Consider the following 24,762-nt stretch of genomic DNA (forward strand, 5'->3'; position numbering starts at 1 on the left):
ATAAGATGCGTTGCACGTTATAGGTATACCTAACCTAGCCTATAACTGAAAATTCGATTCAATAGCATGGGAGCAATTTCGCCGATCGCTAAAATATGTTGGGCGGCTCCCAGAGCGATCGCTTCTTTGGGCATCCCGAAGACAACGCAGGTTTGTTCATCCTGGGCAATGGTAGTGCCTCCGGCTTGAGCGATCGCTTGTAATCCATCTGCACCATCCCGTCCCATGCCAGTCAGCAAAATACCAACCGCCGATCGCGGGTAGCAGGTGGCAACGGCTTGAAACAAAGCTGTGACAGAGGGACGATGCCCGGAAACGGCAGGGGTGCTGATGGTGATAAATCGCCCTTGAGTGTCGAGTTGTAAGTGTTGTCGTTCGGGAGCGAAGTAGACAGTACCCGGTTTGGGAAATTCTCCCGGTTGGGCGATCGTCACCCGCAGGAAACATTCTGCTGCTAGCCAATCTACCAGTCCTTGCAGAAATCCTTCGCTGATATGTTGGACGCACAGAATGGGTACGGGAAAGTTTGCAGGCAGTTGTTTTAGGATCGCGTACAATGCCTGGGGGCCGCCTGTGGAGGCTCCGATCGCCACGACTTTCGGCAGGGACGGGGAATTACGAATCGGGAATTGCGAGTTACTGGCAGGTTTTGAGTTGAATGGTTCTGGCTTACTTTTAGGGCTAACAGGATACTTTCTGGGTTCTACCGTCGCACGGGAAGTGTGGCGAGTAAAGACTGTAACCCCTGCCAGAACTTTGATCCGGTTGATTAATTCGTGCTTGACTTGTTCATAGTCTGAAAGTGAGTCAATGCTGGGTTTGGGAAAAACATCCAAAGCACCTGCTTGCAACAGTTTAAAAACATTGCGGGAATCTTCTTGGGTGTTGACGGAGGTGCTGATTACCAGAATGGGACGGGGATAGTCTGCCATAATCCGGCGGGTTAGTTCCAGTCCATCCATTTTGGGCATGTGTAAATCGGTGCAGATTACCTGGGGCTGTGCGGCTGGAATTCGCTCCAATGCTTCCACACCATTGGGAGCAGTTCCCACCACATTCACTTCCGGGGAACTCGCCAGAATCCGCTTGAGGATGGTTAAGGCGACGAGCGAATCCTCCACCAGAAAGACGCGAATCGGAGCAGAGTTTTTCATCAATTGACAGTAAGTTGAGATTTTACGAGAAAATTATTCTTCATGCATCCGAAAACCTCTACACTAACCGTTTGAGGGCTGACAGCAAGGCTTCTTGATTAAAGCTGCCTTTGATAATGTAGGCATTGGCTCCGGCTTCCGCACCCCGATGTTTATCTTCATCGCTGGCAAGGGAAGTAACCAGGATAATTGGAAGTTCGCTATATTCTTGATATTGGCGGATTTTGGCAGTTAACCCCAAGCCATCGAGATTTGGCATTTGCACATCGCTAACAACGGCATCAACGGTGTGCGATCGCAGCTTGTTCAATCCATCCAAACCATCCACAGCAGTAATCACTTGATAGCCTGCGGTTTCTAAAATCCGCTTTTCTTGCGTGCGTGTGGCAATAGAATCTTCGACTAATAGGACGGTTGGTTTTGTGGGCGCAAGTTGACGAGTTTGGGTAGAAGAAATGGACTGCGATCGCGATCGGGCTGACTTCACCAAATCCTGGGGATTCAGCACCATACACACATCTCCAGTGCCTAAAATTGTTGCCCCAGAAACATTGCGGACTCGTTTAAGTAAATGACTTTGGGGTTTAATCAATACATCTTGCTCATCCACTAAGGCATCCACCACTACACCTAGTTGTGCTTGCCCAACCTGAAGAATAATACAGGAAAGTGCTGTTTCTTGAGTTAACCCAGATGGCATCGGGGGCAGTTCTAATAGATCGGCCAACTGCACAATCGAAATGGGTTGACTATCCCGAATTATTGTGTCCCGTCCCTCCAAGGGAAAAATCTCTTCTGACTTGATTAAGCAAGCGGTTTGGACAAACTCCACTGGGATGGCATAGGGCATTTGGTTCACTTGCACAATCAAGACATGGGCGGTTGCTAAGGTGATACCGAGATTGACGCGCAGCGTACATCCCAGTCCGGGAACCGATTCTACCTGAATCGTACCTTTCAATTTCTCGACATTGGTTTGCACCACATCCAACCCCACACCCCGCCCTGATACTTCTGTCACTAGGGGGGCTGTTGAAAATCCCGGTGCGAAGATCAACGCCTGGATCTGGCTGGGAGTCATTGCTGCTGATTCTTCCTCCCCGCAAATGCCCCGTTTCACCGCTATTTGTTTGATTCTATCCAGGTCAAGCCCCCGCCCATCATCACTGATTTCCAGCACAATGTTAGTGGGAGTCTGGTAAGCTTTGAGCCGAATCGTTGCCGTTGTTGGTTTTCCTAGCCGTTCCCGTTCCTGTGGTGGCTCAATCCCGTGATCGATCGCATTTCGCAGGATGTGCATTAGCGGATCTTTCATTTCTTCCAACAGGCGTTTGTCGGCAAGGGTGTCTTTGCCTTCTGCGATCAACTCCACCAATTTTCCCTGCTGCTGTGCCAGATCGCGCACCATCCGGGGAAAGAGGTTGAAAATCGTTGCAAAGGGCAGCAATCGCAGGGTACGAATACCTTCTTCTAAATCGCTACTGAGTTGTTCCAGTCGGGTTGTGTCTTCCGAAAGGGAACTCTGCAAGGTTTTCACCAAATGACCCAATTGCTCTAATCGTTTTTCCGAGTGATGATGAAAAGTTTCTAGACGTTGCAGGGCGACATCACCTTGTTGCTCTCGGCTGAAGGCAAACCGATTAGTGAATAAATCTCGATTCCATTCTTCCCACAAATTGGCGATCGCCTCAATTTCTCCCAGCCGATGAGCAATCCGAATTTTGGTGACAGTTAACTCCCCTGCTTGCGTCATCAACGTATCCAGGTGGCGAGTACCAACGCGGATGGTTTCGATGCGGTAGCTATTGGTGGGGGATTTTGGATTTTGGACTTCGGCTTCGCTCAGTCGAACGATTTTGGATACTTCGACTTCGCTCAGTACAAGTTTTGGATTTTGGATCGCTCCGTTTTCCTTTGACTCTCGCTCTTTATCAAAAGTATTGTTTTTTACTGTATTTATTACTTCACTACTGTTGACTTCTAGCTCTTGACTCGGATTGTCTTCCCTTTTTACCGGCTGCGCTCCCATCAATTCGGCTAGAACAGAAAAGGTATCAACCTTGGCAGGTTCTCCGGTGACGGCTTCATGAACGAGTTTGCGGATAGCGGCGATCGCATGAGCGAGGCGTTCATAGGGTGATTCTGTTGTAGCATTGCCCAACGAGGACGCAGGGTTTTCTTGTTGCTTGAGTTGAGTCAAAATATGCTCAATTTGATGTGCTAGAGTGCCTACATCTTTGACTCCCAGCATATTGGCATCGCCTTTGAGGGAATGCGCCTCTCGCATCAAGGCTTCCAGGACAGCCAGATCGTTGGGATGGTTTTCCAGATGCAGTAATCCATCATCCAGGTTTTGCAGATGTTCTTCGCTGGCTACTTTGAAAACGTCTCTCAGTTCTTCATCATCGATCATCATAGTTTTAAGTAGTTAAGGGTTAAGCGAGGGAATTTTAGATTTTGGATTTTGGATTTTGGATTGAAGATTTAAAAGCGGTTCGACTGAGCTTGTTTAAGTCCAAAATCTCAAATTAAGTGACAAGCGCCTGACTTGATTGCTGGTTTCAATCTAAAATCTAAAATCCAAAATTGAGCGACTAAATGGTTGCCTTAAGTGCTTGCGCTGACTCGTTTAGTTGTTGAGTACCAGAGCGGATCTGGCTAATGCCACTGGCAGTTTCACGCGCAGCAATATTTAGGTCATTCATGGCAGAGACAATTTGCTGAATGGCGATCGCTTGCTGGTTGATATTGAGTGAAATCTGTTGACTGTTGATGACAATATTATTCACTGCAACTTCTACACCAGCAAAGGATTCTGACGTTTCCTGGGCAATTCGCGTCCCTTCTTCCACAGTTTTAGTGCCTTCATGGGTGACAATGACAGTGATGCTGATAGCAGATTGAATGTCGCCTACCAACGTGTTAATCTTTTCGGTTGATTTTTTGCTCTGGTCTGCTAGTTTGCGAATTTCAGCAGCGACAACAGCAAAGCCTTTCCCATGCTCCCCTGCCCGGACTGCTTCTACAGCCGCATTTAACGCCAGCATATTAGTCTGACTTGCCAACTCGCCCACCAGACCAGAGATACTGCCAATCTGCTTGGTTTGTTCATTTAAGCGTGCGATATGGTCGGCGATCGCTGCGACTTTCTGCTGTAGGGTTTCCATGCCCTTGAGGGTGCGTTTGACAGCATCAGCACCGTTACCTGCAAGGATCAACGCCTGCCGTGCGCCTGCTACCGCCGATTCTGCTTGTTCGGCTGACTGCTGCGATGAGGCTCCCAATTCATCGATGGTGATAGTGGTTTGATTGACAGAACTTGCCTGCCGAGTCGCAGTCCGTTCTTGTTGCTCAACCGTAGCGGCGATTTCATTGGTGGAAGCAGCCATTGTTTGAACAATTTGAGCAATTTTGCCTGTCAACGGTTTAGCAATTTTGTTGCTCAGAAAAAATCCTAGTAAGATTGCCCCTAGAGGCCCAGCAATAATCCCAGTAAGTACCCAACCTGTGGTCAAGCGGGTATCGTCACTGGCGGCTTTATTTGCATCTTCAGCAGTATCCTGATTAATTTTGATCAGTTGCAACAATGAGTTAGTTGCAGCCGCAAAGGAAACATCATTTTTGACAACAGCGTTTTGTCTGAGTTTTGTCAGTCGTTCGGCAGCAGCGATCGCCACCTTCATTTCTGGAGAATTTTCTCGCTTCTGGCTGGTCAATTCCAGCTGTCTGGCAGTGGGGTTTACAACACCTAATTGGGCAAAATCCTGGTAAGCCTGAAGGTAGGCAGCATGATCTTGCTTCCACACCTGCCACTGTTGCTTAAATGTTTGATAGAGTTTGTCCTCGTCGGGGCCGCGGGGCGTGGTTTCATATTCCTCAAGACCTGCGTCAATCTGCTTCCAGGCTGCCTGCATTCGATTTAACTCAGACTGTTTGGCTGCTGCGGGGAGTTCGGGGTTGATAATCGCTCGCTCTGCCGACTGGATCTGGGTCTGCCCTTCATTAACTCTCCACAATCCGTCGATGCTGGGGAGGCTGTTATTACTGAGGGTATCGATATGGCTACTTAATTGATGAGTACCCCGCCAGCCGAAAAACCCTACGACCAAAACGACACCGCCCATCAGCAAAAACGAACCCATCAATCGTCCATGCAAAGACATATTTTTTAACATAGCTGTAACTCAAATACATTTTTAGACAACGGCTTTTAGTTCTTGGGCGGCATCATTCAGTCGTTGGGTACCGACTTTAATTTGACTAATACCAGAGGCGGTTTCCCTAGCGGAAATATTCAGCGAGTTCATGGCTTCTACCACCTGTTGCACCGCGATCGCCTGTTGATTGGAAGTAAGGGAAATTTGTTGACCATTTAGCGCGATCGTTTTGATGGCATCCACAATCTTTTCTACGGTTTTCGTGCCTTCATCTGTCACCATCACGGTGGAATTGGTCGATTTTTGAATGTCTAAAACCAGTAGATTAATTTTTTCAGCCGATCGCTTACTCTGGTCTGCCAGTTTGCGAATTTCGGCAGCAACAACCGCAAAGCCTTTGCCATGTTCCCCGGCTCGCACGGCTTCTACTGCCGCGTTGAGCGCCAGCATATTAGTTTGACTTGCTAAATCACTAACCAGGGTGGAGATCGTGCCGATTTGATTGGTTTGTTCGCTTAGATGAAGAATTTGGGTGGCAATGTCGCCTACTTTCTCGCGTAGACTCGATTGGCTGAACTGACCCTCTTGAGTGCGACCATCTACCAACAACAACACCTGCCGCGCCCCTGCGGCTGAGGCTTCTGCTTGTTCGGCAGACTGGCGCGAGGAAGCCGCCAATTCATCCATTGTCGTGGTAGTTTGGTTGACAGAAGTGGCTTGTTGGATGGTGGCACGTTCTTGCTGCTCGATCGTCGTAGCAATTTCGGTTGTAGAAGTTGCGATCGCGCCAGCAGAGGCGTTCATCTGGCGGGAAGTGCGGCTAATGACCCAGATGCCAATTAAAATAGATAGCACCAAAGAGAGTCCACTTGCTAACATCACTGTGAACCTAAGGGCATTGAGCGCCTCTTGCTGCTCTTTTGCGGCAATTGCAAAAGTCTGATCTTCTCGCTGCTGCATTTCTCCAATCATGTCTACGACATCCTGCCCTTGATTGCGGGAATTTCCTTGACTCCAGCTTGCAACGGCTTCTTTGACTTTGCCCCGATCCACTCTTGCCATCAGGTTATCGTCAAAAGCAATCTGTTTATTCAGCAGTTCCTCTAGTTTGGTTAAAGACTGTCGTTCTTCTTGCGATCGGGCAAGTGTCATCAGTTTTGCTAGAAATTCCTTGGAATCCTTTTGAGCCTTTTGGTAGCTCTCAAGCGATTGCTGATTTTTTTCTAACAAATAGCTTCGATTTGCCTTAGAACTACTTTGCACACTAACAGAAAGATCGTCGAGTATTGAGTTAATGTCATAAGAAGACAATAAATTTTCTGACCGTTGATTTACCGTGTTGATATTGACGATCGTTGCTCCGGCAGAAATTAACAATGCCAGCACGGGAACTGCATACCCGCCAATAATCCAGTATCTTAGTCTCCAGTTTCGTTTGCTTTCCATCTTGCGATCTCCTGTAAGTGAATAAATTCGAGAATTTCCAGATATTGCTAAGGGGAAGGAGGCAGGGGGCAGGGGGCAGGGGGAAAGGGTAAAGGGGAAAGGGTAAAGGGGAAAGGGGAAAGAAAAGCTTTTAACCCAAACCTAGTAACTTTTCCCAAAGCCCAATTTCAAGTTAAAAATGCTTAACTGAACAGTATTGCGGTATACACACAAATCTCTTAATCTGCACCTTTGTTGCATCGACCTGCATCTTTGTTGCATTGACCTGCATCTTTGTTACATCGACCTACACCTTTGTTGCATCGACCTGCATCTTTGTTGCATTGACCTGCATCTTTGTTACATCGACCTGCACCTTTGTTACATTGACCTGCACCTTTGTTACATCGACCTGCACCTTTGTTACATTGCGCCCCTTCCCCTTTCCCCCTTCCCCTTCCCCCGATTACACAACACTCTGTAGTTTATAAGCTGCATCATTGAGTTGGTGAGTGCTAACGCGAGTCTGACTGATGCCGATCGCTGTCTCTCTAGCAGAGTTATTAAGTGCATTCATTGCTTGTAAAATTTGCTGAACCGCAATGGATTGCTGGCTAGCGTTTAGCGAGATTTGCTGAATATTCAACACCATCCGGTTGACGGCATCGGTGACACTGATAAAGACTTCCACTGTCTGCTTAGTTATTGCCGCCCCCTGTTGAGCAGTTTTTGTACTTTCATCTGTCATCACAACGGTTGAGTTAATGGCGGATTGAATATCATTCACCAGCACATTAATTTTTTCAGCCGATCGCTTACTTCGATCTGCCAGTTTGCGAATTTCGGCGGCGACGATTGCAAAGCCTTTGCCTTGTTCCCCCGCCCGGACTGCCTCTACTGCCGCATTTAGCGCTAGCATATTGGTTTGATTTGCCAAGTCGCTCACCAACCCGGAAATATTGCCAATTTGCTTGGTTTGTTCGTTCAGGCGCAGCATTTGGTCTGCTACCGCACTGACTCTGTGGCTCAAGGCTGCCATTCCTTCCAGGGTGCGGTTCAGTGATTGATTGCCTTGATCTGCCAAATTTAAGACCTGTTGAGCGCTGGTTGAGGCAGTGGATGCTTGCTGGGCAGACTGTTGAGCAGAGGCGCTGAGTTCGTCCATTGTAGTGGTAGTTTCGCTGACCGAGGCTGCCTGTTGGTTAGCAGTGCGCTCTTGTTGCTCGATTGTGGCGGCAATTTCAGCCGTTGAGGTAGCGATCGCACTGGCTGATTCATTTATTCGTCGAGCAGTGCGGCTAATTACCCAGATGCCAGTCAAAACCGACAACAGCAAGGAAAGTCCAGTCGCAGACAGAATTGTGAGCTTGAGCGTATCGAGCGCTGCTTGCTGTTCCTTGGCAGCCAAAATTACATTCTGGTCTTCTCGGCGCTGAACTTCATCGATCGCACTTGTCAGGCGATCGACCATACTGCGGGCATTTTCGTGACTCCAGGTTTCAACAGCTTCCTGAACCTTACCTTGATTCACTTTGCCAATCAAATCATCCTCGACAAGCATTAAATTATTCAGCAGTCCCTCTAGCCTGGTTAATGACTGTTGCTCTTGCTCTGTTCTGGCAAGCGACATTAGCTTTGACAAAAGCTCGTTGAAGCTTCTTTGAGATTTTTGGTATTCGTCAAAGGATGTCTGATTTTTTTCTAACAAATAGCCCCGAACTGACTTAGAACCGCTCTGCACATTCGTGGCAAGGGCATTAATCGCTGAATTAACGTTATAGGAAGAAACTAAATCTTGCGATCGCTGACTCACCAGGTTGATATTAATAAATATCAGCCCCGCAGAAATTATCAACGCCAGAATGGGAACTCCATAGCTGCCCATAATCCAGTATCTCAGTTTCCAATTTCGCTTACTTTGCATCTTGTTATCTGTTGTGAATGAATGAGTTCAAGGATTTCCCAATATTTCTATCATTTGTAATCTTTGCGATCGGACTTTTGAATCAACGGAAGATTGCACAACATTCTGTATATCGACTGCGTTATCTCTGCGAGTTTGCTGCGAATCTCATTGATAATCTGTGGAACAAAACCTAACCCTAGATTTATAAGCGTTAGAGGTTGTTTGAAAAATGTTTTGCTGTGATTTTAAGCACGTTTAGATCCCCCCTAACCCCCCTTAAAAAGGCTACGGTGTACACACAAGTCGAATTACCCCCCTTAGTCCCCCCGATGTATTGGGGGGAAACAAGAAAAATCCGGTTCCCTCCCCTTTACAAGGGGAGGGTTAGGGTGGGGTAATTCGAGAACTGGTAGTAATTCGATAACTTGTGTGTACACGGTAGCCTTAAAAAGGGGGGAACTGGAATCAAAGTCCCCCAATTTATCGGGGGATTTAGGGGGATCTATAACTTTTCGATACCAACAAGAGGACTTTTCAAACATCCTCTTAGACTTCTTCATTGACAACCAACACCTCTGAAGTAAGCAATTTAGATAAATTGATGATGCTCATCATCCGATCGCGATAAGGTGCGACACCCTGGAGATAGTCGTCTTTGGCAGAATGCAGGGCAATTGGAGCCGCGATCATTTGGGAGGGATGGATATACGTCACATCAAAAATGTCATCTACGGCAATGCCCGCCACTCGTTGCTCCAGACGCACGACAACCGCTTGCTGATGCGATGGGCTACGCCCCGCCGTAGGCGATCGCACCTCATTTATGGGCAGATCGACCACATTATTGATGTTAATTAAGGTGACAATTTCGCCCCGCAAGTTGATGTTGCCAACAATGTGCGGCGGACAGCAGGGAATCGGGGTAATCTTGTGAATATCGGTAAACTCATGCACCGTTTCCAAGCCAAACCCAAAGTACTCACCCGCCAACCCCACAACCGCTAGAGGCAAGAGCGACGCCGAATCTTCGTCATCAACCGAACACCGCAGAGTTTCAGTTCGCTCTTGCAAAATCTGTCGCTCTTGCGAATCAAAATGAGCGTATAAGCCCTGATTTAGGGCTGAATCAGAGGAAGGTTTTAGTGCATCATTGACTGAGCCGTTGTTAAAATCAGAATTTAGATTGAAAACAGTCTCTATAAAGGCGTGTTCCACCAACAGTTCGGGATTGAGCAATGTAACGATGCCCTCCTCAACATTGGCAATGCCAGCCACCAATCTATCCGGCAAACTCTCTTTCGCTCGATCGCAAACATTGGCAGCGATCCGATCGGGTGCGATCGCTTGTACGCTATCCACTTGATTGACGATGATTCCGATTCGTTGAGTTTGCCACTCCACGACAATCATGCTGTCAGTCAATTGAAAAGGGGGACGCGCTTGTTCTAAACGGTGATATAAATCCATCACGGGGAGAAACTTCCCTCGCAGGTTAATCACGCCTAAAATTGTGCTGGGAGTTTGTGCGATCGCAGTCACTTCTGGCAGAAAGAAGAGTTCTTGTACGGCTGTAGCCGGAATGCCATAGCGTGAATGATTGAGTTTAAACATTAAATAAGATTCATGGCTCATAACTAGTTGAATTTAAGTGCTTAAGAACGTGTGCTTTTAGTTCAGCAGTGGTTTGCTGGTTATGGGAATTATGGGAATCGATCGCTTCTTGGGGTAGATTTTCCAAAATGTCTAGAAGCGATCGCCAGGTTTTTTGAGCCTGTTTTTCATTTCCCTCTCGTTCGTATATAGAACCCAATTCCAGGTGAGCAGTAACAGAATTAGGAGCGAGATAAATAATACGTTTTAAAAATAATTTGGCACTGTCGCGATCTCCTTGCTCTTCGGCGATTTGAGCCAATAAATGATAGGGTTCGATCGCCAATGGGCTGATCTGGAGTGCCTGCTGACACGCCTGATTCGCCTGGGAGTAATCGCCAAAATTCGCGTAAGCTTCTGCCATCAAACAATATGCCTGAAAGTCTTGGGGGGCAAGAGCAATCACTTGTTGGGCTATTTGAATGACATCGACATAAGCTTCTTGAATTAGCGATTCCTTGGCTGCATCTAAAAGACTTTGAGTATTTGCGCTCACGTCGAAGCCTGTCTCCAAGCTTGGGAGAGAGGGATGGTTCGGATAAGCAGGGGAGGCAGGGGGTGCAGGGGAGGCAGGGGAGGGAAGAGAGTTATTAATATTAAGCAATTTCTCTTCCTCTGCTTCTGTTCTCCCCCTGCTCGCCTCAACAGATAACTTTGTTAACCAAACCGTGAGAGAGGGGGAAGAAATTTCGGTTTCCCTGCTCTCAATGGCAGCAGGTGTTATGGTATTCAAGACTTTGCTCTGCTCGTCGAGTGAGGTATGTCTTTGATAAACCGCAGATTGGGGAAAATTTTTGATTTGAAACGGTTCAGTTTTTTGTCCGTATAATTCCGTGTGGCCTGTGAGCAGAAAACCTCCCGGTGTCAGAGAGCAGTAAAACTTGCTTATAATTTGTGCGATCGCGTCGAAGTCAAAATAAATAAACACATTGCGGCAAATAATCAAATCGAAATTGTGAATGCTAGACGCGTAAGCAAGAAAGTTATCCTGCATCAGGTTTCCAGGTTGAAATGTAACCATTGCTTGAATAGCAGGATCGATTTTCCAACCTTTTTTGTGGGAGCGAAAGTAGCGATTTTTGATTTCTTCAGTGGTTGTCCGAAAAGACCAATCGCTGTAAATTCCTTGTTGAGCCTGAGCGATCGCGGGTTGATTAATATCTGTGCCTAAAATCAGAATGTCCCATGTCTGATTGTCAGGGATTAGTTCTTTCACTAGAATGGCAAGTGAGTAAGCTTCTTCACCAGTCGAACACCCGGCACTCCAAAGCCGTAATGTCGGCCGAGAAAATTCTCCATTAGCAGCGTTGTACTGAGTTAAACTAAGCTCCCGTTTACGCTCGATTAACTCTGGGAGCAGCTGATTTTTGAGCAGCGACATCTGCCCCTGATCCCGAAAAAAATAAGTTTCAGTGACAGTGAGTAAAGAGATTAGTTCTTGCCACTCTTTCGCACCAGGAACTAATTGATTTGCTACCAAGAACTGATAGTAATCATTGAGTGAGCATAATCCTAGCGCCCGGATGCGAGTTAAAAGATTTTTCTTTAATCTATCTTGATACTGTGGTTTGATGTGAATGCCGAATGTATCAGCAATCAGATCGACCATCTGTAACAAAATAAAGTCATCACTATGTTGAGAATTGGATTCAAATAAAATGGGGCGATCGCCGAGCGTTTGATTCATCACTATATAATTTTCGAGCCAATACGCTTAGGTTTCCCATTTCAATCTCTTGATTTGGATTTAGTAAGTCGGCGCGAAAAAACTAAACTATGTAAAGATAAGTAAATACGGAGAATGCATCTACAGACTTTCACTGCCTTGAGCAAGTTGTCGTGACTGACCTCACTTCCGGGAGCAACGCGATTTTGTGAGGTCAGCTAAAAAACAAGCGATCGCTAAAACACATATCTCAGCCTAAAGTTATTTTATTAACATTATCAGTACTGATAAAACATGACAGTTAACCCTGATGAGATACTTCAAAGGGTTTATGGGCGCGTAGTTTGAGGATTACTTCAAAAAATATCTATAACAAAATATTAATACGCTGTATTAATTAAATTCATAATTAATTTTAATCTAGAAGTTAGTATAAAATTTATTAAGCAGTATTGGGTTTTATGAACGAATTAAAAAGGGAAAGTCGGAGAAGCTCTGAAAGTAACTGGTGGATCGTCAAGTCGAGCCAGCCATGTGGAAGGGTTTCTCCTTTCTCCTGAGCGTTAGCCATGCAGGAGCGTCACTGCGCAGGAGTGGCGATTGCACTGTCTCCCGTGCTTACACATATGTAGGATATTTTTTATCGGACTACTGAAAGTAGAGAGCCTCAATTCATACTTAATATTATACGACGCCCGCTAATAATTATTATTTATTAAATTTTTAACTGTCTTAACTTTCCGCTTAAGTGTCTTAATTGTCCACTTAGGTGTCTTAATTGTCCATTGCATTTCCTTTATAAAACTGATATTTTGAAGTATAAGTAATTAAATAATTAAACCAATATTTTTTAAAATTTAAAGATGAACAATGAGACTGAAATAATAGATAATTTTGATCGTGATTTGTCATCGTTTAACATTCAAACAGAGGCGATCGCCATCGTTGGTATGGCGTGTAGGTTTCCAGGAGCAAACAATTATAACGAGTTTTGGAAAAATCTAGAACAAGGAACGGATAGTATAACAGAGATACCTCAAAAGCGTTGGAATCTTGATAATTTTTATTCTTCAAATATTGAAATTCCTAATACAAGTAATAGCAAATGGGGAGGATTTATCGAAGATATAGATAAATTTGACGCAAATTTTTTTCAGACATCAGCTCGTGAAGCTAATCGAATAGACCCCCAACAAAGGTTGATGCTAGAACTGAGTTGGTCATGCATTGAAGATGCTGGCTATTCACCATTAGAATTATCAGGAAATAATGTTGGTGTTTTTATTGGCGTTTGTAATTTCGATTATAAAGAATTACAAGATAAGGGCGAAGTCATTGAAGGATATAATTCTACAGGTACATATACTTGTATTATCCCTAATCGAATTTCCTATTTTTTCAACTTTCATGGCCCTAGTATTCCTGTAGACACTGCTTGTTCTAGCTCACTTGTGGCAATTCATCAAGCTGTAAATGCGCTTAATCAAAATGAATGTGAAATGGCATTAGTTGGTGGTGTCAGTGTATTGTGTACACCAACTAGCTATATATCTTTCAGCAAATTGGGGATGTTATCACCTGAAGGCAAATGCAAAGCCTTTGATGCCAAAGCAGATGGTTATGTGCGAGGTGAAGGCGCAGGTGTCATTTTATTAAAACCTTTAAAAAAAGCAGTTGAAGATAAAAATTATATTTATGGAATAGTTAAAGGAAGCGCCATAAATCATGGTGGTCATGCCCGAACTTTAACTTCTCCTAATGCTTATTCCCAATCAAAAGTTGTGAGAGCCGCATATATAAAAGCAAATATTCAACCTGATACTGTATCTTATATAGAAGCTCATGGAACAGGTACGCCATTAGGCGACCCAATTGAAATTAATGGTTTAAAACGGGCATATACACAACTGTATCAGCACTATGCTATTGAACCCACTACAGAAAACTATTGTGGATTAGGTTCGGTAAAAACAAATATTGGACATTTAGAATCAGCAGCAGGTATTGCTGGAGTCATAAAAATCTTATTGGCAATGAAATATAAAAAATTGCCAGGAATAAATAATTTTCAGGAATTAAACCCCCGAATTAAGTTAGATGGTAGTCCATTTTATATAGTTAAAGAAACAGAAGACTGGCAACATTTAAAGACAAAAGAAGGAAAAATTATTCCTAGACGAGCAGGTGTAAGTTCCTTTGGTTTTGGGGGTGTTAATGCCCATGTAATCCTAGAAGAGTCACCAGTGTTAGAAGAAACGCTGGCTACGAAAATTGAGCGTCCAAGCCACTTGATGACACTTTCGGCAAAAACCGATCGCGCTCTAAAAGAACTGGCAAAAGAATATCAAATTTATTTAAGAAGCTCCGATTTAAAGATACCGCTAACAGATATTTGTTACACTGCCAACACTGGGCGATCGCATTTTAACCACCGTCTTGCTATTGTCGCGGACTCTAGAGAGCAGTTAATCGATCGACTCACTGCTTTCGCATCTGGGAAAGACACCGCTGGCTTAATTAGTCGTCAACTAGGCAAACAGCCAGCAAAGGTAGCTTTCTTGTTTACTGGTCAAGGCTCCCAGTATATCAACATGGGTCGCCAACTCTACGATCGCCAACCCATATTCCGCCAAACTATAGAGCAGTGCGATGAAATTCTCCGTCCTTATCTGGAGCATTCTCTGTTAGAGGTACTGTATCCTAGCCAAGAAGCTTTTGAGCATTTACTGGATCGAACCGCCTATACCCAACCAGCGTTGTTTGCTATTGAATATGCTCTGTATCAACTATGGAAATCTTGGGGCATTGAGCCAAATGTAGTACTAGGTCATAGTGTAGGTGAATATGTTGCTGCTTGTGTGGCTGGCGTTTTTAGCTTAGAAGATGGACTCAAACTCATTGCCTATCGCGGACAGTTGATGCAGCAGTTGCCTTCTGGTGGCGAGATGGTTTCACTGATGGCTTGTGAGGAGAGAGTGCGGAAAATTATAGCACCATTTAACGATACAGTGGCGTTGGCGTTCGCGCAGCGTCTCGTAGAGAAGCCCGCCGTAGGCCTCGCTGCTATCAACGGCCCCGAAAGTGTAACTATATCTGGAGGCAGTGAAGACATTGCTGCTATTTGTCAGCAACTTTCAATACAGGGAATAAAAACGAAGCGGTTACAAGTATCCCACGCTTTCCATTCTCCGTTGATGACACCCATGTTGAAGGAGTTTGAGCAAGTAGCTAGTCAAATAACCTACAAGCAACCCCAGATACCATTAGTCTCTAATGTCACCGGGAAACTTGCTGACGAGAATATCGCCAATGCTCAATACTGGGTGACTCACATCCGGCAAACAGTGCGGTTTGCCGATAGTATGCAGACATTACATCAGCTTGGGTATGAAGTCTTTTTGGAAGTTGGGCCTAAACCCATTTTGTTGGGTATGGGGCGTGAGTGCTTGCCTGAAGGCGTGGGTTCATGGTTGCCTTCTCTGCGTCCGGGAGTACCAGAATGGCAACAACTGCTTTCTAGTTTGGGTGAGTTATACGTAGGCGGAATGGCGGTAGATTGGTCAGGGTTTGACCGTGACTATTCCCCCAAGAAAGTTACATTACCGACCTACCCATTTCAACGGCAGCGCTATTGGATTGAGAATACTCCGCGTCGCCATCAACAGCAACGAAACTCGACAAAACTGCACCCATTATTAGACAAAAAACTCCAGTTACCCTTAAGCAAAAAAATCGTGTTTGAGTCTGAATTTAGTACTCAAACCCTACCGTTTTTATTAGATCATCAAGTTTATAACCAAATTGTTGTACCTGGAGCCTGTCATCTCTCCTTGCTATTGGGTGCAGCAAATCTGACTTTCGCCAGTGAGTCCTGTCTGTTAGAAAATATAGTTTTCCCCCAGGCATTGGTCGTCCCTGAAGGCGAAGTCCGCACAGTACAACTGGTACTTTCTCCAGAGGCGAGTGACGCATCTTTCAAACTCATCAGCTTTGATACAGTCTCCAACGCAAGTAATCAAGTAAGTGAGTGGTTAGTCCATGCCACAGGAAAAATCACGAAAGGCGTTAATACTACACCAGAAACCGTCTTACTCCAAGAGATACAGACACGCTGTACTCAACAAATCACTGCTGGGGAAATTTACCAAAGTTGGCAAAAGCGACAGATTGAATATGGTGTCAGCTTCCAGTGGCTTGATTCGGTCTGGTGCAAAGAAGGAGAAGCTTTAGGCAAGCTCAAATGGCTTTCAGTAGTAGACGGTTTAGAAAAGTATCAATTATATCCGGGGCTTTTGGACTCTTGCTTGCAACTAATCGGCACTTTCTTTCCTAGCGAAGACACTTTTGTACCCTCTGCAATTGAGAGTTTCCGATTTTACCAACGTCCTCAAAATCAGCAATTATGGTGTCATGCAATGCAACGGCAGTTAGATAATTCTAATAGCGACAAGCTATTAGCAGATATCAAACTTTTTGATGCTAACGGACAGTTGATTGCAGACATCAAAGGTTTTGAGGCTAAAAAAGCAACTCCTAACACTTTATTACAAAGTCTCCAGCGAGACTTTAAAGAAAATTCTTTAGAGAATTGGCTATATAAAGTAGAGTGGCAACCTCAAGTGCGCTTTAGCAATGAGCAGCTGTCTCCAGATTATCTGCCAGCAATTGCAGAAATTAGTCGTAAACTTCAGCCACAACATTCTCAATTGATGGCTGAACCACAGCTAAAATTTTATGAAGCAGCAGTCAAAGAGCTAGAAGCACTCAGTATTGACTATGTGCTGCAAGCCTTGATAGCAATGGGGTGGAAACCGCAACTAGGGCAATGCTTCACTACAGATGCGATCGCTAACCAATTAGGTATAATCAGCCAACACCAAAGGCTATTCAAGCGACTGTTAGAGATGTTAGCCGAAGTAGGGGTGTTAGAGGCAAAAGCTTTGGAGTGGCAAGTTATTCGCCAGCCAGAAGTTAGCGATTTGCAAGCTAAATTAAATACCCTATTAACTCAATATCCAATAGCAAATGCCGAATTCATCCTACTAGGACGTTGCGGCGCATCATTAGCCCAAGTTCTACGGGGCGAATGTGACCCATTGCAATTGCTTTTCCCTGAAAACGACTCAACTACAGCCCAGTTATATGAAAATTCGCCATTGACAAAGGTGACGAATATCTTAGCCCAACAAACCCTAGTCTCAATTGTCGAGCATTTACCAACTGGACGCGGATTAAGAATATTAGAAATTGGTGCCGGAACTGGTGGAACAACTGCTTACCTACTACCACATTTACCCGGAGAACAAACCCAATATCATTTCAGTGATATTAGTATCTCTTTTACCCAAAAAGCCCAAGAAAGATTCCAGGATTTTCCATTTGTAAAATATCAAGTATTAGACATTGAAAAAGACCCCTTAAATCAAGGATTTGAAAAGCAGCAATATGATGTAATTGTGGCTGCCAATGTCTTACACGCTACCCAATATTTGCAACAAACCCTCAAGCACACCAAGCAATTATTAGCACCACAGGGCATATTAATTTTATTGGAAACAACTCAACGTCAGCGTTGGCTAGACTTAATCTTTGGTTTAACTCCAGGATGGTGGCGATTTAACGATTTGCAATTACGTCCAGACTATCCCTTGATTAGTGCTGCTCAATGGCAAGAAATATTGCAAGAAACTGGGTTTACAAGCACAGTTAATCTATCACCATCTCAACAGTCTTCAGCAATGGTGATGCTGGCACAAGTAGTACCGCCGAATGAGCCAGTACAAATTGAGCCAAAACATTGGCTGTTATTTGCAGATCGGTTAGGTATAGCGCAACAGTTAGCACAAAAGCTAGATGCTCACTCACAAGTTTGTACATTGGTGTTCGCCGGCGAGGAATATGAACAATTAGCGCCACAACAGTTCAAAATTAACCCAAGCGATCCACAACATTATCAAAAGCTATTGCAGGCAATTAATAGCACCTTGCCTTTGTATGGTGTCGTTCATTGCTGGAGTTTAGATACAGTTAAAGCCGCAGAACTCACCACAGCCGATTTAACTACGGCATCTTTGCTAGGGTGTGGAAGCACTCTGCATTTAGTTCAGGCATTAACAGGGGTTAATTTCTTGACTCATCCTCGTCTCTGGTTAGTAACTCAAGAAGCAGTGGCAATTACCAACCTAGAAGGAGTAGCTCAATCAAGCTTGTGGGGAATGGCAAGGGTAATTGCTACAGAACATCCAGAACTCAACTGTGTGCAAGTAGATTTGTCTCCAAAAGCAGATGCTGAAGTGATGCAAGCCTTATTTGAAGAAATGTGGTTTCCCATAAAAGAAGACCACGTTGCCTTCAGAGATCGGCTACGTTATGTCGCCAGATTAGTTCGTTACCAGTCTAAAGACGACATAGAAACAGCAGCACACAAGCCGCTAAGGTTCCGTGAGGATAGTACCTACCTGATAACTGGCGGTATGGGTGGTTTGGGTTTATTGGTAGCTCATTGGATGGTACAGCAGGGAGCAAGACATTTGGTGCTAGTTGGGCGTAGTCCTGCAAGTCTTGCTGTTAATGAACAATTTCAAGAATTAGAACAAGCTGGCGCTCAAGTAAAAGTTGTTCAGGCAGATGTGTCTGATATCGAACAAATCGCAAAATTACTAAGAGAAATTGAGCAAACTTTACCACTACTGCGAGGAATTATTCATTCTGTTGGTGTTTTGGATGATGGCGTTATACAACAACAGAACTGGCAACGCTTTGCAAAAGTTTTGGCTCCAAAGGTACAAGGAGCTTGGCATCTGCATACTTTAACTCAGAAGCAGGATTTAGACTTCTTTGTGATGTTTTCTTCTATAGCTTCTTTAATTGGTAATCCAGGTCAATCCAATCATGCAGCAGCTAATGCTTTTCTTGATGCTTTAGCGTATCATCGCCAGGCTCAGGGACTACCAGGTTTGAGTATCAATTGGGGAGCTTGGTCGCAAATAGGAGCCTTTGCACAGCGTCAGCTAGATGAGCAAACAAAAACGCGGGGTATTGGAACATTTACCCCAGAACAGGGATTAGCTGCTCTCGATAAATTACTGTATCAATCCTCAACCCAAGTTGCAGTTATGCCCATTAATTGGGTGCAGTTTTTGGAAAAATCAACTTCAGTTTCGCCGTTGTTTGCTAACTTTCTCGAAACTTCAGTAAAAAATGTGGTTGTGCAACATGATTTGGTTGAAGAATTAAAGAAAACAAATATTACCAAACGTCGAAACCTTTTGCAGGATCGTATTTGTTCAGCAGTAGCCAAAGTCCTCGGTTGGCAATCAGAACCAATAGATTTACACAAAAAGTTTTTCGAGCTAGGTATGGATTCGCTAACTTCTTTAGACTTGAAAAATCATTTACAAAAGACTTTAAAATGTTCTTTGCCAATAAATTTAGTTTTTGAGTATCCTAATGTAGAGTTGCTAACTGATTATTTAATACAAGAACTAGGTTTAGATTCTGATAACGAATCTGCTCAAGAAATTCAGCAGAAGAATGAGCTACCTCAACTAGTCAATATCAAAAATAGCAAGAAGATTAGGATAGAGTTATGAATTTATTAGAATTTTTACAAAACCTTTCTTTTCAAGGACTTGAGTTGATCCATGATGGAGAAAAATTACTAATAGATGGTTCTGAAAGTTTGTTGACTCCTGATGTAATTGCTCAACTCCAACAACATAAAACTGAAATTTTATATTTACTGCGCGATCGCCCAGATATTTTAAATATTTATCCTCTGTCCTACGGTCAACAAGCACTGTGGTTTTTGTGGCAACTAGCACCTGAAAGTTCCGCCTATAACGTATCCTTTGCGTGCCGTATATGTTCTCCTGTAAATGTTAGGACTTTACAAAAAAGTTTCCAAGTTATTTTTGACCGCCATCCGCAGTTGCGTAGTAAATTTTTTAAGCAAGGTAATAATGTTGTTCAGCAGATTCATCAAACTCAGTTCACAGACTTTCAACAGATAAATTCCTGTGACTGGAGAGAACAGGATTTGGAGGAAGGAGTTCTTCAAGAACACCAACAACCCTTCAACATCGAAAACGACTCAATGATGCGAGTGCGTTTGTTCACTCGCTCACAGCAAGAACATATATTGTTAATGACCGTACATCATATTGCTGTTGATGCTTGGTCTATTCTATTAATAATAGAAGAGTTGATAACGGTCTATCTTGCATTAGAGTCAGGTGTTCAGCCAACTCTTATTCCTTTAGATCACTCTTATATAAATTACGTTCGTTGGCAAAGAGAATTATTAACCAGTGTTCAAGGAGAAAAACTTTGGAACTATTGGCAGCAAAAACTGGCAGGAGAATTACCTGTACTTAACTTGCCAATAGATAGACCAAGACCACCCATACAAACCTACAACGGCGCTTCTTATAATTTCAAAATACCTCAAAAACTCACAGAAGAACTGAAAGGGCTAGCTCAAACAGAAGGCATATCTCAATACATAGTTTTGCTAGCTGCATTTCAGGTTCTCTTGTATCGTTATACGGGACAAGAGGATATTCTGGTCGGCGCTCCCACTTCAGGTAGAACTCAACCTGAATTTATGCCGCTAGTTGGCTATTTTGTCGATCCTGTGGTCATAAGGGCGAGTTTGTCAGGAAATCCCAGTTTTCAAGAGTTTCTGATTCAAGTTGGAAGAACAGTATCAGAAGCTATAGCGCATCAAGATTTTCCTTTTGCTCTACTGGTAGAGCGATTGCAGCCACAGCGCGATCTGAGCCGCTCTCCTATTTTTCAGGCTGTATTTAACTTCCTTCTCCAGAACTTGCGGCAGTTTGAGCATACGCAACAACTTTGGTTAGGAGGTGAAGTAGATAAAGAAGTATTAAAACTCAAACCTTTTGAAATAGCCCAGATGGATGGTCAGTTCGATCTAAATCTGACGCTCGCAGAAGGAAATTCTTCTTTAGTTGGGATTTTCAAGTACAACACTGACCTTTTTGATGCCAGTACTATCGAGCGAATGGCGGGGCATTTTGTGACATTGCTTGAAGGGATTGTAGCAAATCCACAGCAAAATATTTCGCAATTACCCCTGTTGACACAACCTGAGCAGCAACAGTTACTCGCCGAATGGAACAACACACAGGTGGAGTATCACCAGAATAAATGTATCCATCAGTTGTTTGAAGAACAGGTAGCGCGTACCCCTGATGCAGTAGCAGTTGTATTTGAAAATCAACAACTTACCTATCACCAGTTGAACTGTCGCGCTAACCAGTTGGCACATTACTTGCGCTCATTAGGTGTAAAATCAGATACCTTGGTTGGTTTGTGTGTGGAGCGAACGCTCTACACCATTGTGGGAATACTAGGTATTCTTAAGACAGGTGGTGCATACCTACCACTTGACCCAGAGTATCCAACTGAGCGTTTAAGCTTTATGTTAGAAGACGCTCAAGTTAAGGTGATATTAACTCAACAGCAATTAGTAGACTCTATTCCTCAACATCAGGTGCATCTTGTTTGCTTAGACAGCGACTGGGAAAAAGTTGCTCAAGAGTGCAAGTCAAATCTGGATAACACCGCAACAGCCGAGAACCTAGCATACATCATTTACACTTCAGGTTCCACAGGCAAACCCAAGGGCGTTTTAGTCAACCACTCAAATGTAGTGCGTCTGTTTGCAGCCACGGATTCTTGGTATCACTTTAGTCAAGATGATGTGTGGACAATGTTCCACTCTTATGCATTTGACTTTTCCGTGTGGGAAATTTGGGGCGCATTGCTGTATGGTGGACGACTGGTAGTTGTGCCTTACTTGGTGACGCGATCGCCTGAATCTTTTTACCAGTTATTGTGTACTGAAAAAGTTACAGTTCTCAATCAAACGCCTTCCGCCTTCCGCCAATTAATTCAAGCTGAACAGTCAGGAATAACTGCTGGGGAATTGAACCTACGCTTAGTGATTTTCGGTGGTGAAGCTTTAGAAATCAAGAGCTTACAGCCTTGGTTTGACAGACACGGCGACACTTTACCGCAATTAGTGAATATGTACGGGATTACGGAGACGACTGTACACGTCACTTATCGCCCACTGAGCAAAGTTGATTTAAATCACAGTGCTAGTGTTATTGGTCGTCCGATACCCGATCTTCAGGTGTATATATTAGATGAATATTTTCAGCCAGTGCCAATTGGTGTCAGGGGTGAAATGTATGTGGGTGGCGCTGGAGTGACGCGTGGTTATCTCAATCGTCCAGAATTGACGAAACAAAGGTTTATTTCTAACATATTTAATCAGTCAAAATTATATAAAACCGGGGACTTAGCAAGGTATTTGCCCAATGGCGATTTAGAGTATTTAGGACGCATTGATAATCAAGTCAAGATTCGCGGTTTCCGCATTGAGTTGGGAGAAATTGAGACATTACTGGCTTCTCACCCTGCCATTTGGGAAAGTGCGGTGTTGGTGCAAGAGGATGAACCGGGCGACACTTGTACTGAGCATCTCGACTTCGCTCGATGGAGCCGGAGTCGAAGTAAACGTTTAGTTGCTTATGTAGTGCCGCAGGTAGAACAATCTCCCACAGTCTCAGAACTGCGTCAGTTTTTAAAGGCAAAGCTCCCAGAGTACATGGTACCCAGTGCTTTTGTGCTTTTAGAATCCTTACCTCTCACGTCTAACGGAAAAGTAGACCGTCGCGCCCTGCCAAAACCAGAATTAGACAGCACACTGCTAGAAAAATTTGTCGCCCCGCGCACTCCAATGGAAGAAATGCTGGCACAGATTTGGGCAGAAGTCCTAAAAGTAGAGCAGGTAGGGATACATGATAACTTCTTTGAACTAGGGGGACACTCGCTACTAGCAACTCAACTGCTTTCACGCATTCGTACCAGCTTTAAAGTAGAACTGGCATTACGTGAGTTATTTGCAAGAGCGACAGTAGCTGAATTAGCCCAATCAATTGGGCAGTTACAGCAACAAATACTTCGACTTACCTCGACTCCGCTCGGCACAAGTCGCTCAGTACAAGACTTAGAACTAACTTCGCCGCCTATTTTACCAAGGACAAAGGATGCAGAATTACCACTGTCTTATGCTCAACAGCGTCTGTGGTTTTTAGACCAGTTCGAGCCAAACAGCCCCTTCTATAATATTCCTATAGCTTTGCGCCTAGTGGGAAATCTCAATCGAGCTGGTCTAGAACAAAGCTTACAAGAGATTATTCATCGCCACGAAGCCTTACGCACCAACTTCATTACAGTTAACGAACAACCAACTCAAATTATTCAAACAGAAACGAATTGGAAAGTTTCAGTTGTTGAGTGTCAGCATTTATCTGCAACAGAACAAGCAATAGCCACACAAAAGTTAGTTCAACAAAACACTATTGAACCGTTTGACTTGAGCCAGGGAGCATTAATTAGGGCGACATTAGTAGTGCTGTCCGAGACAGAACACATATTGTTAATGTGTATGCACCACGTTGTCTCTGATGGCTGGTCAATGAGTATGTTTGTCTCTGAATTAGCAGCGCTGTACAATGCTTATGCTCAAGGTCGGCCTTCTCCATTAGTACCACTGAATGGCATTACCCACATTACCCTACCACCATCGGCGTTAGCAGTCATGCCTAGTGAGGAACTGCCGACACTGCAAACAATCATCGTAGCTGGTGAAGCTTGTTCTGCGGAATTAATTAAGCAATGGTCTGTAGGTAGAAACTTCTTCAACGCCTACGGCCCGACAGAAGCTACTGTCTGCGCCACGATTGGCAAAGCTACGCCGAAGGCGAACGCAAAATGCACTGATGACGATGAGAAAATATCTATTGGTAAAGCGATCGCTAACACACAGATTCATATTTTAGACGAGTATTTACAACCCGTACCTGTGGGTGTACCAGGGGAACTACACATTGGTGGTGTCGGGTTAGCAAGAGGCTACCTCAACCGTCCCGAACTAACCCAGGAAAAATTCATTACTAACCCCTTTGGTACTGGTCGTCTCTACAAAACTGGGGATTTAGCGCGTTATCTACCAGATGGTAATATCGAATACATAGGACGCATTGACAATCAGGTAAAAATTCGGGGCTTCCGCATCGAGATAGGAGAAATTGAAGCAGCTCTGAGCCAACATAGTGATGTGCAGATATGTTGTATCATTGCTCGTGAAGAAACTCCAGGTAATACTTGTACTGAGCGAGGTCGAAGTAAGCGTTTAGTCGCTTACGTAGTGCCGCAAAAAGATATAACTTGTACTGAGCGAAGTCGAAGTACACTCACAACGAGCGAACTGCGGCAATTCCTTTCTAATAAATTGCCTGGGTATATGATTCCAAATGTTTTTGTGATGCTGGAGTCTTTACCTCTGACACCCAACGGCAAAGTAGACCGTCGTGCTTTGCCTGCTCCAGATTTACAACAGGAACTATCAGATTATGTAATGCCAAATACAGAAGTAGAAAGCATCATTGCTGGCATTTGGCAAAAAGCATTAGCAGTAGAAAAGGTAGGAATCTACAATAATTTCTTTGAGCTAGGAGGTCATTCGTTACTACTGGTAAAAATTAATCACGAATTGCAAGAAGAATTGGGGCTGGAACTGTCAATAGTTGATATGTTTAATTACCCAACCATACATAGTTTGAGCCAATACTTAAATACTAAGTCTTACAAAGAAGAATCCACAAAGCAAAATAATTATCGGACTCAATCTGATAACGAAGTTAAATCTTTAAGAAAACAACAATTGGAATCCAGGCAACAATATCGTTCTCAGAGGAAAAGGTAAAA

9 protein-coding genes are annotated in these 24,762 nt (G+C 44.1%); 2 read left to right on the forward strand and 7 right to left on the reverse strand.

The window, feature by feature from the left end; genetic code table 11:
- Window positions 1-29: 29 nt before the first annotated feature.
- The 7 genes from cheB to RMY64_RS06030 all read right to left on the reverse strand — a co-directional run bounded on the left by cheB (window position 30) and on the right by RMY64_RS06030 (window position 11,979).
- Window positions 30-1,154, reverse strand: a complete 1,125-nt coding sequence (gene cheB, locus RMY64_RS06000; protein ID WP_322699579.1) for a chemotaxis-specific protein-glutamate methyltransferase CheB — start codon at window positions 1,152-1,154, stop codon at window positions 30-32.
- A gap of 58 nt (window positions 1,155-1,212) precedes the next feature.
- Window positions 1,213-3,570, reverse strand: coding sequence for a hybrid sensor histidine kinase/response regulator (locus tag RMY64_RS06005; protein WP_322699580.1), 2,358 nt, complete (start codon window positions 3,568-3,570; stop codon window positions 1,213-1,215).
- A gap of 178 nt (window positions 3,571-3,748) precedes the next feature.
- Complete coding sequence (locus RMY64_RS06010) at window positions 3,749-5,329, reverse strand: methyl-accepting chemotaxis protein (RefSeq protein WP_322699581.1); 1,581 nt, start codon at window positions 5,327-5,329, stop codon at window positions 3,749-3,751.
- A gap of 21 nt (window positions 5,330-5,350) precedes the next feature.
- A complete protein-coding gene (locus tag RMY64_RS06015; RefSeq protein ID WP_322699582.1) occupies window positions 5,351-6,757 on the reverse strand; it encodes a HAMP domain-containing methyl-accepting chemotaxis protein in 1,407 nt (468 codons plus the stop codon).
- A gap of 445 nt (window positions 6,758-7,202) precedes the next feature.
- Window positions 7,203-8,660: a methyl-accepting chemotaxis protein gene (locus tag RMY64_RS06020; RefSeq protein ID WP_322699583.1), complete on the reverse strand. Its 1,458-nt coding sequence runs from the start codon at window positions 8,658-8,660 to the stop codon at window positions 7,203-7,205.
- A 528-nt stretch (window positions 8,661-9,188) separates the two neighbouring features.
- The gene (locus tag RMY64_RS06025; protein WP_322699584.1) at window positions 9,189-10,274 is read right to left on the reverse strand and encodes a chemotaxis protein CheW; all 1,086 of its coding nucleotides are present in this window, start codon (window positions 10,272-10,274) and stop codon (window positions 9,189-9,191) included.
- A complete protein-coding gene (locus RMY64_RS06030) occupies window positions 10,264-11,979 on the reverse strand; it encodes a CheR family methyltransferase (protein WP_322699585.1) in 1,716 nt (571 codons plus the stop codon). Before RMY64_RS06030 ends, RMY64_RS06025 begins: the two co-directional genes overlap by 11 nt.
- An 842-nt stretch (window positions 11,980-12,821) precedes the next feature.
- Between RMY64_RS06030 and RMY64_RS06035 the strand changes: the two genes are divergently transcribed.
- A complete protein-coding gene (locus tag RMY64_RS06035) occupies window positions 12,822-19,550 on the forward strand; it encodes a type I polyketide synthase (protein ID WP_322699586.1) in 6,729 nt (2,242 codons plus the stop codon).
- The gene (locus RMY64_RS06040; RefSeq protein WP_322699587.1) at window positions 19,547-24,760 is read left to right on the forward strand and encodes a non-ribosomal peptide synthetase; all 5,214 of its coding nucleotides are present in this window, start codon (window positions 19,547-19,549) and stop codon (window positions 24,758-24,760) included. Before RMY64_RS06035 ends, RMY64_RS06040 begins: the two co-directional genes overlap by 4 nt.
- Window positions 24,761-24,762 lie beyond the last annotated feature (2 nt).

This window comes from Nostoc sp. DedQUE08 (assembly GCF_034530895.1).
Classification (GTDB): domain Bacteria; phylum Cyanobacteriota; class Cyanobacteriia; order Cyanobacteriales; family Nostocaceae; genus Nostoc.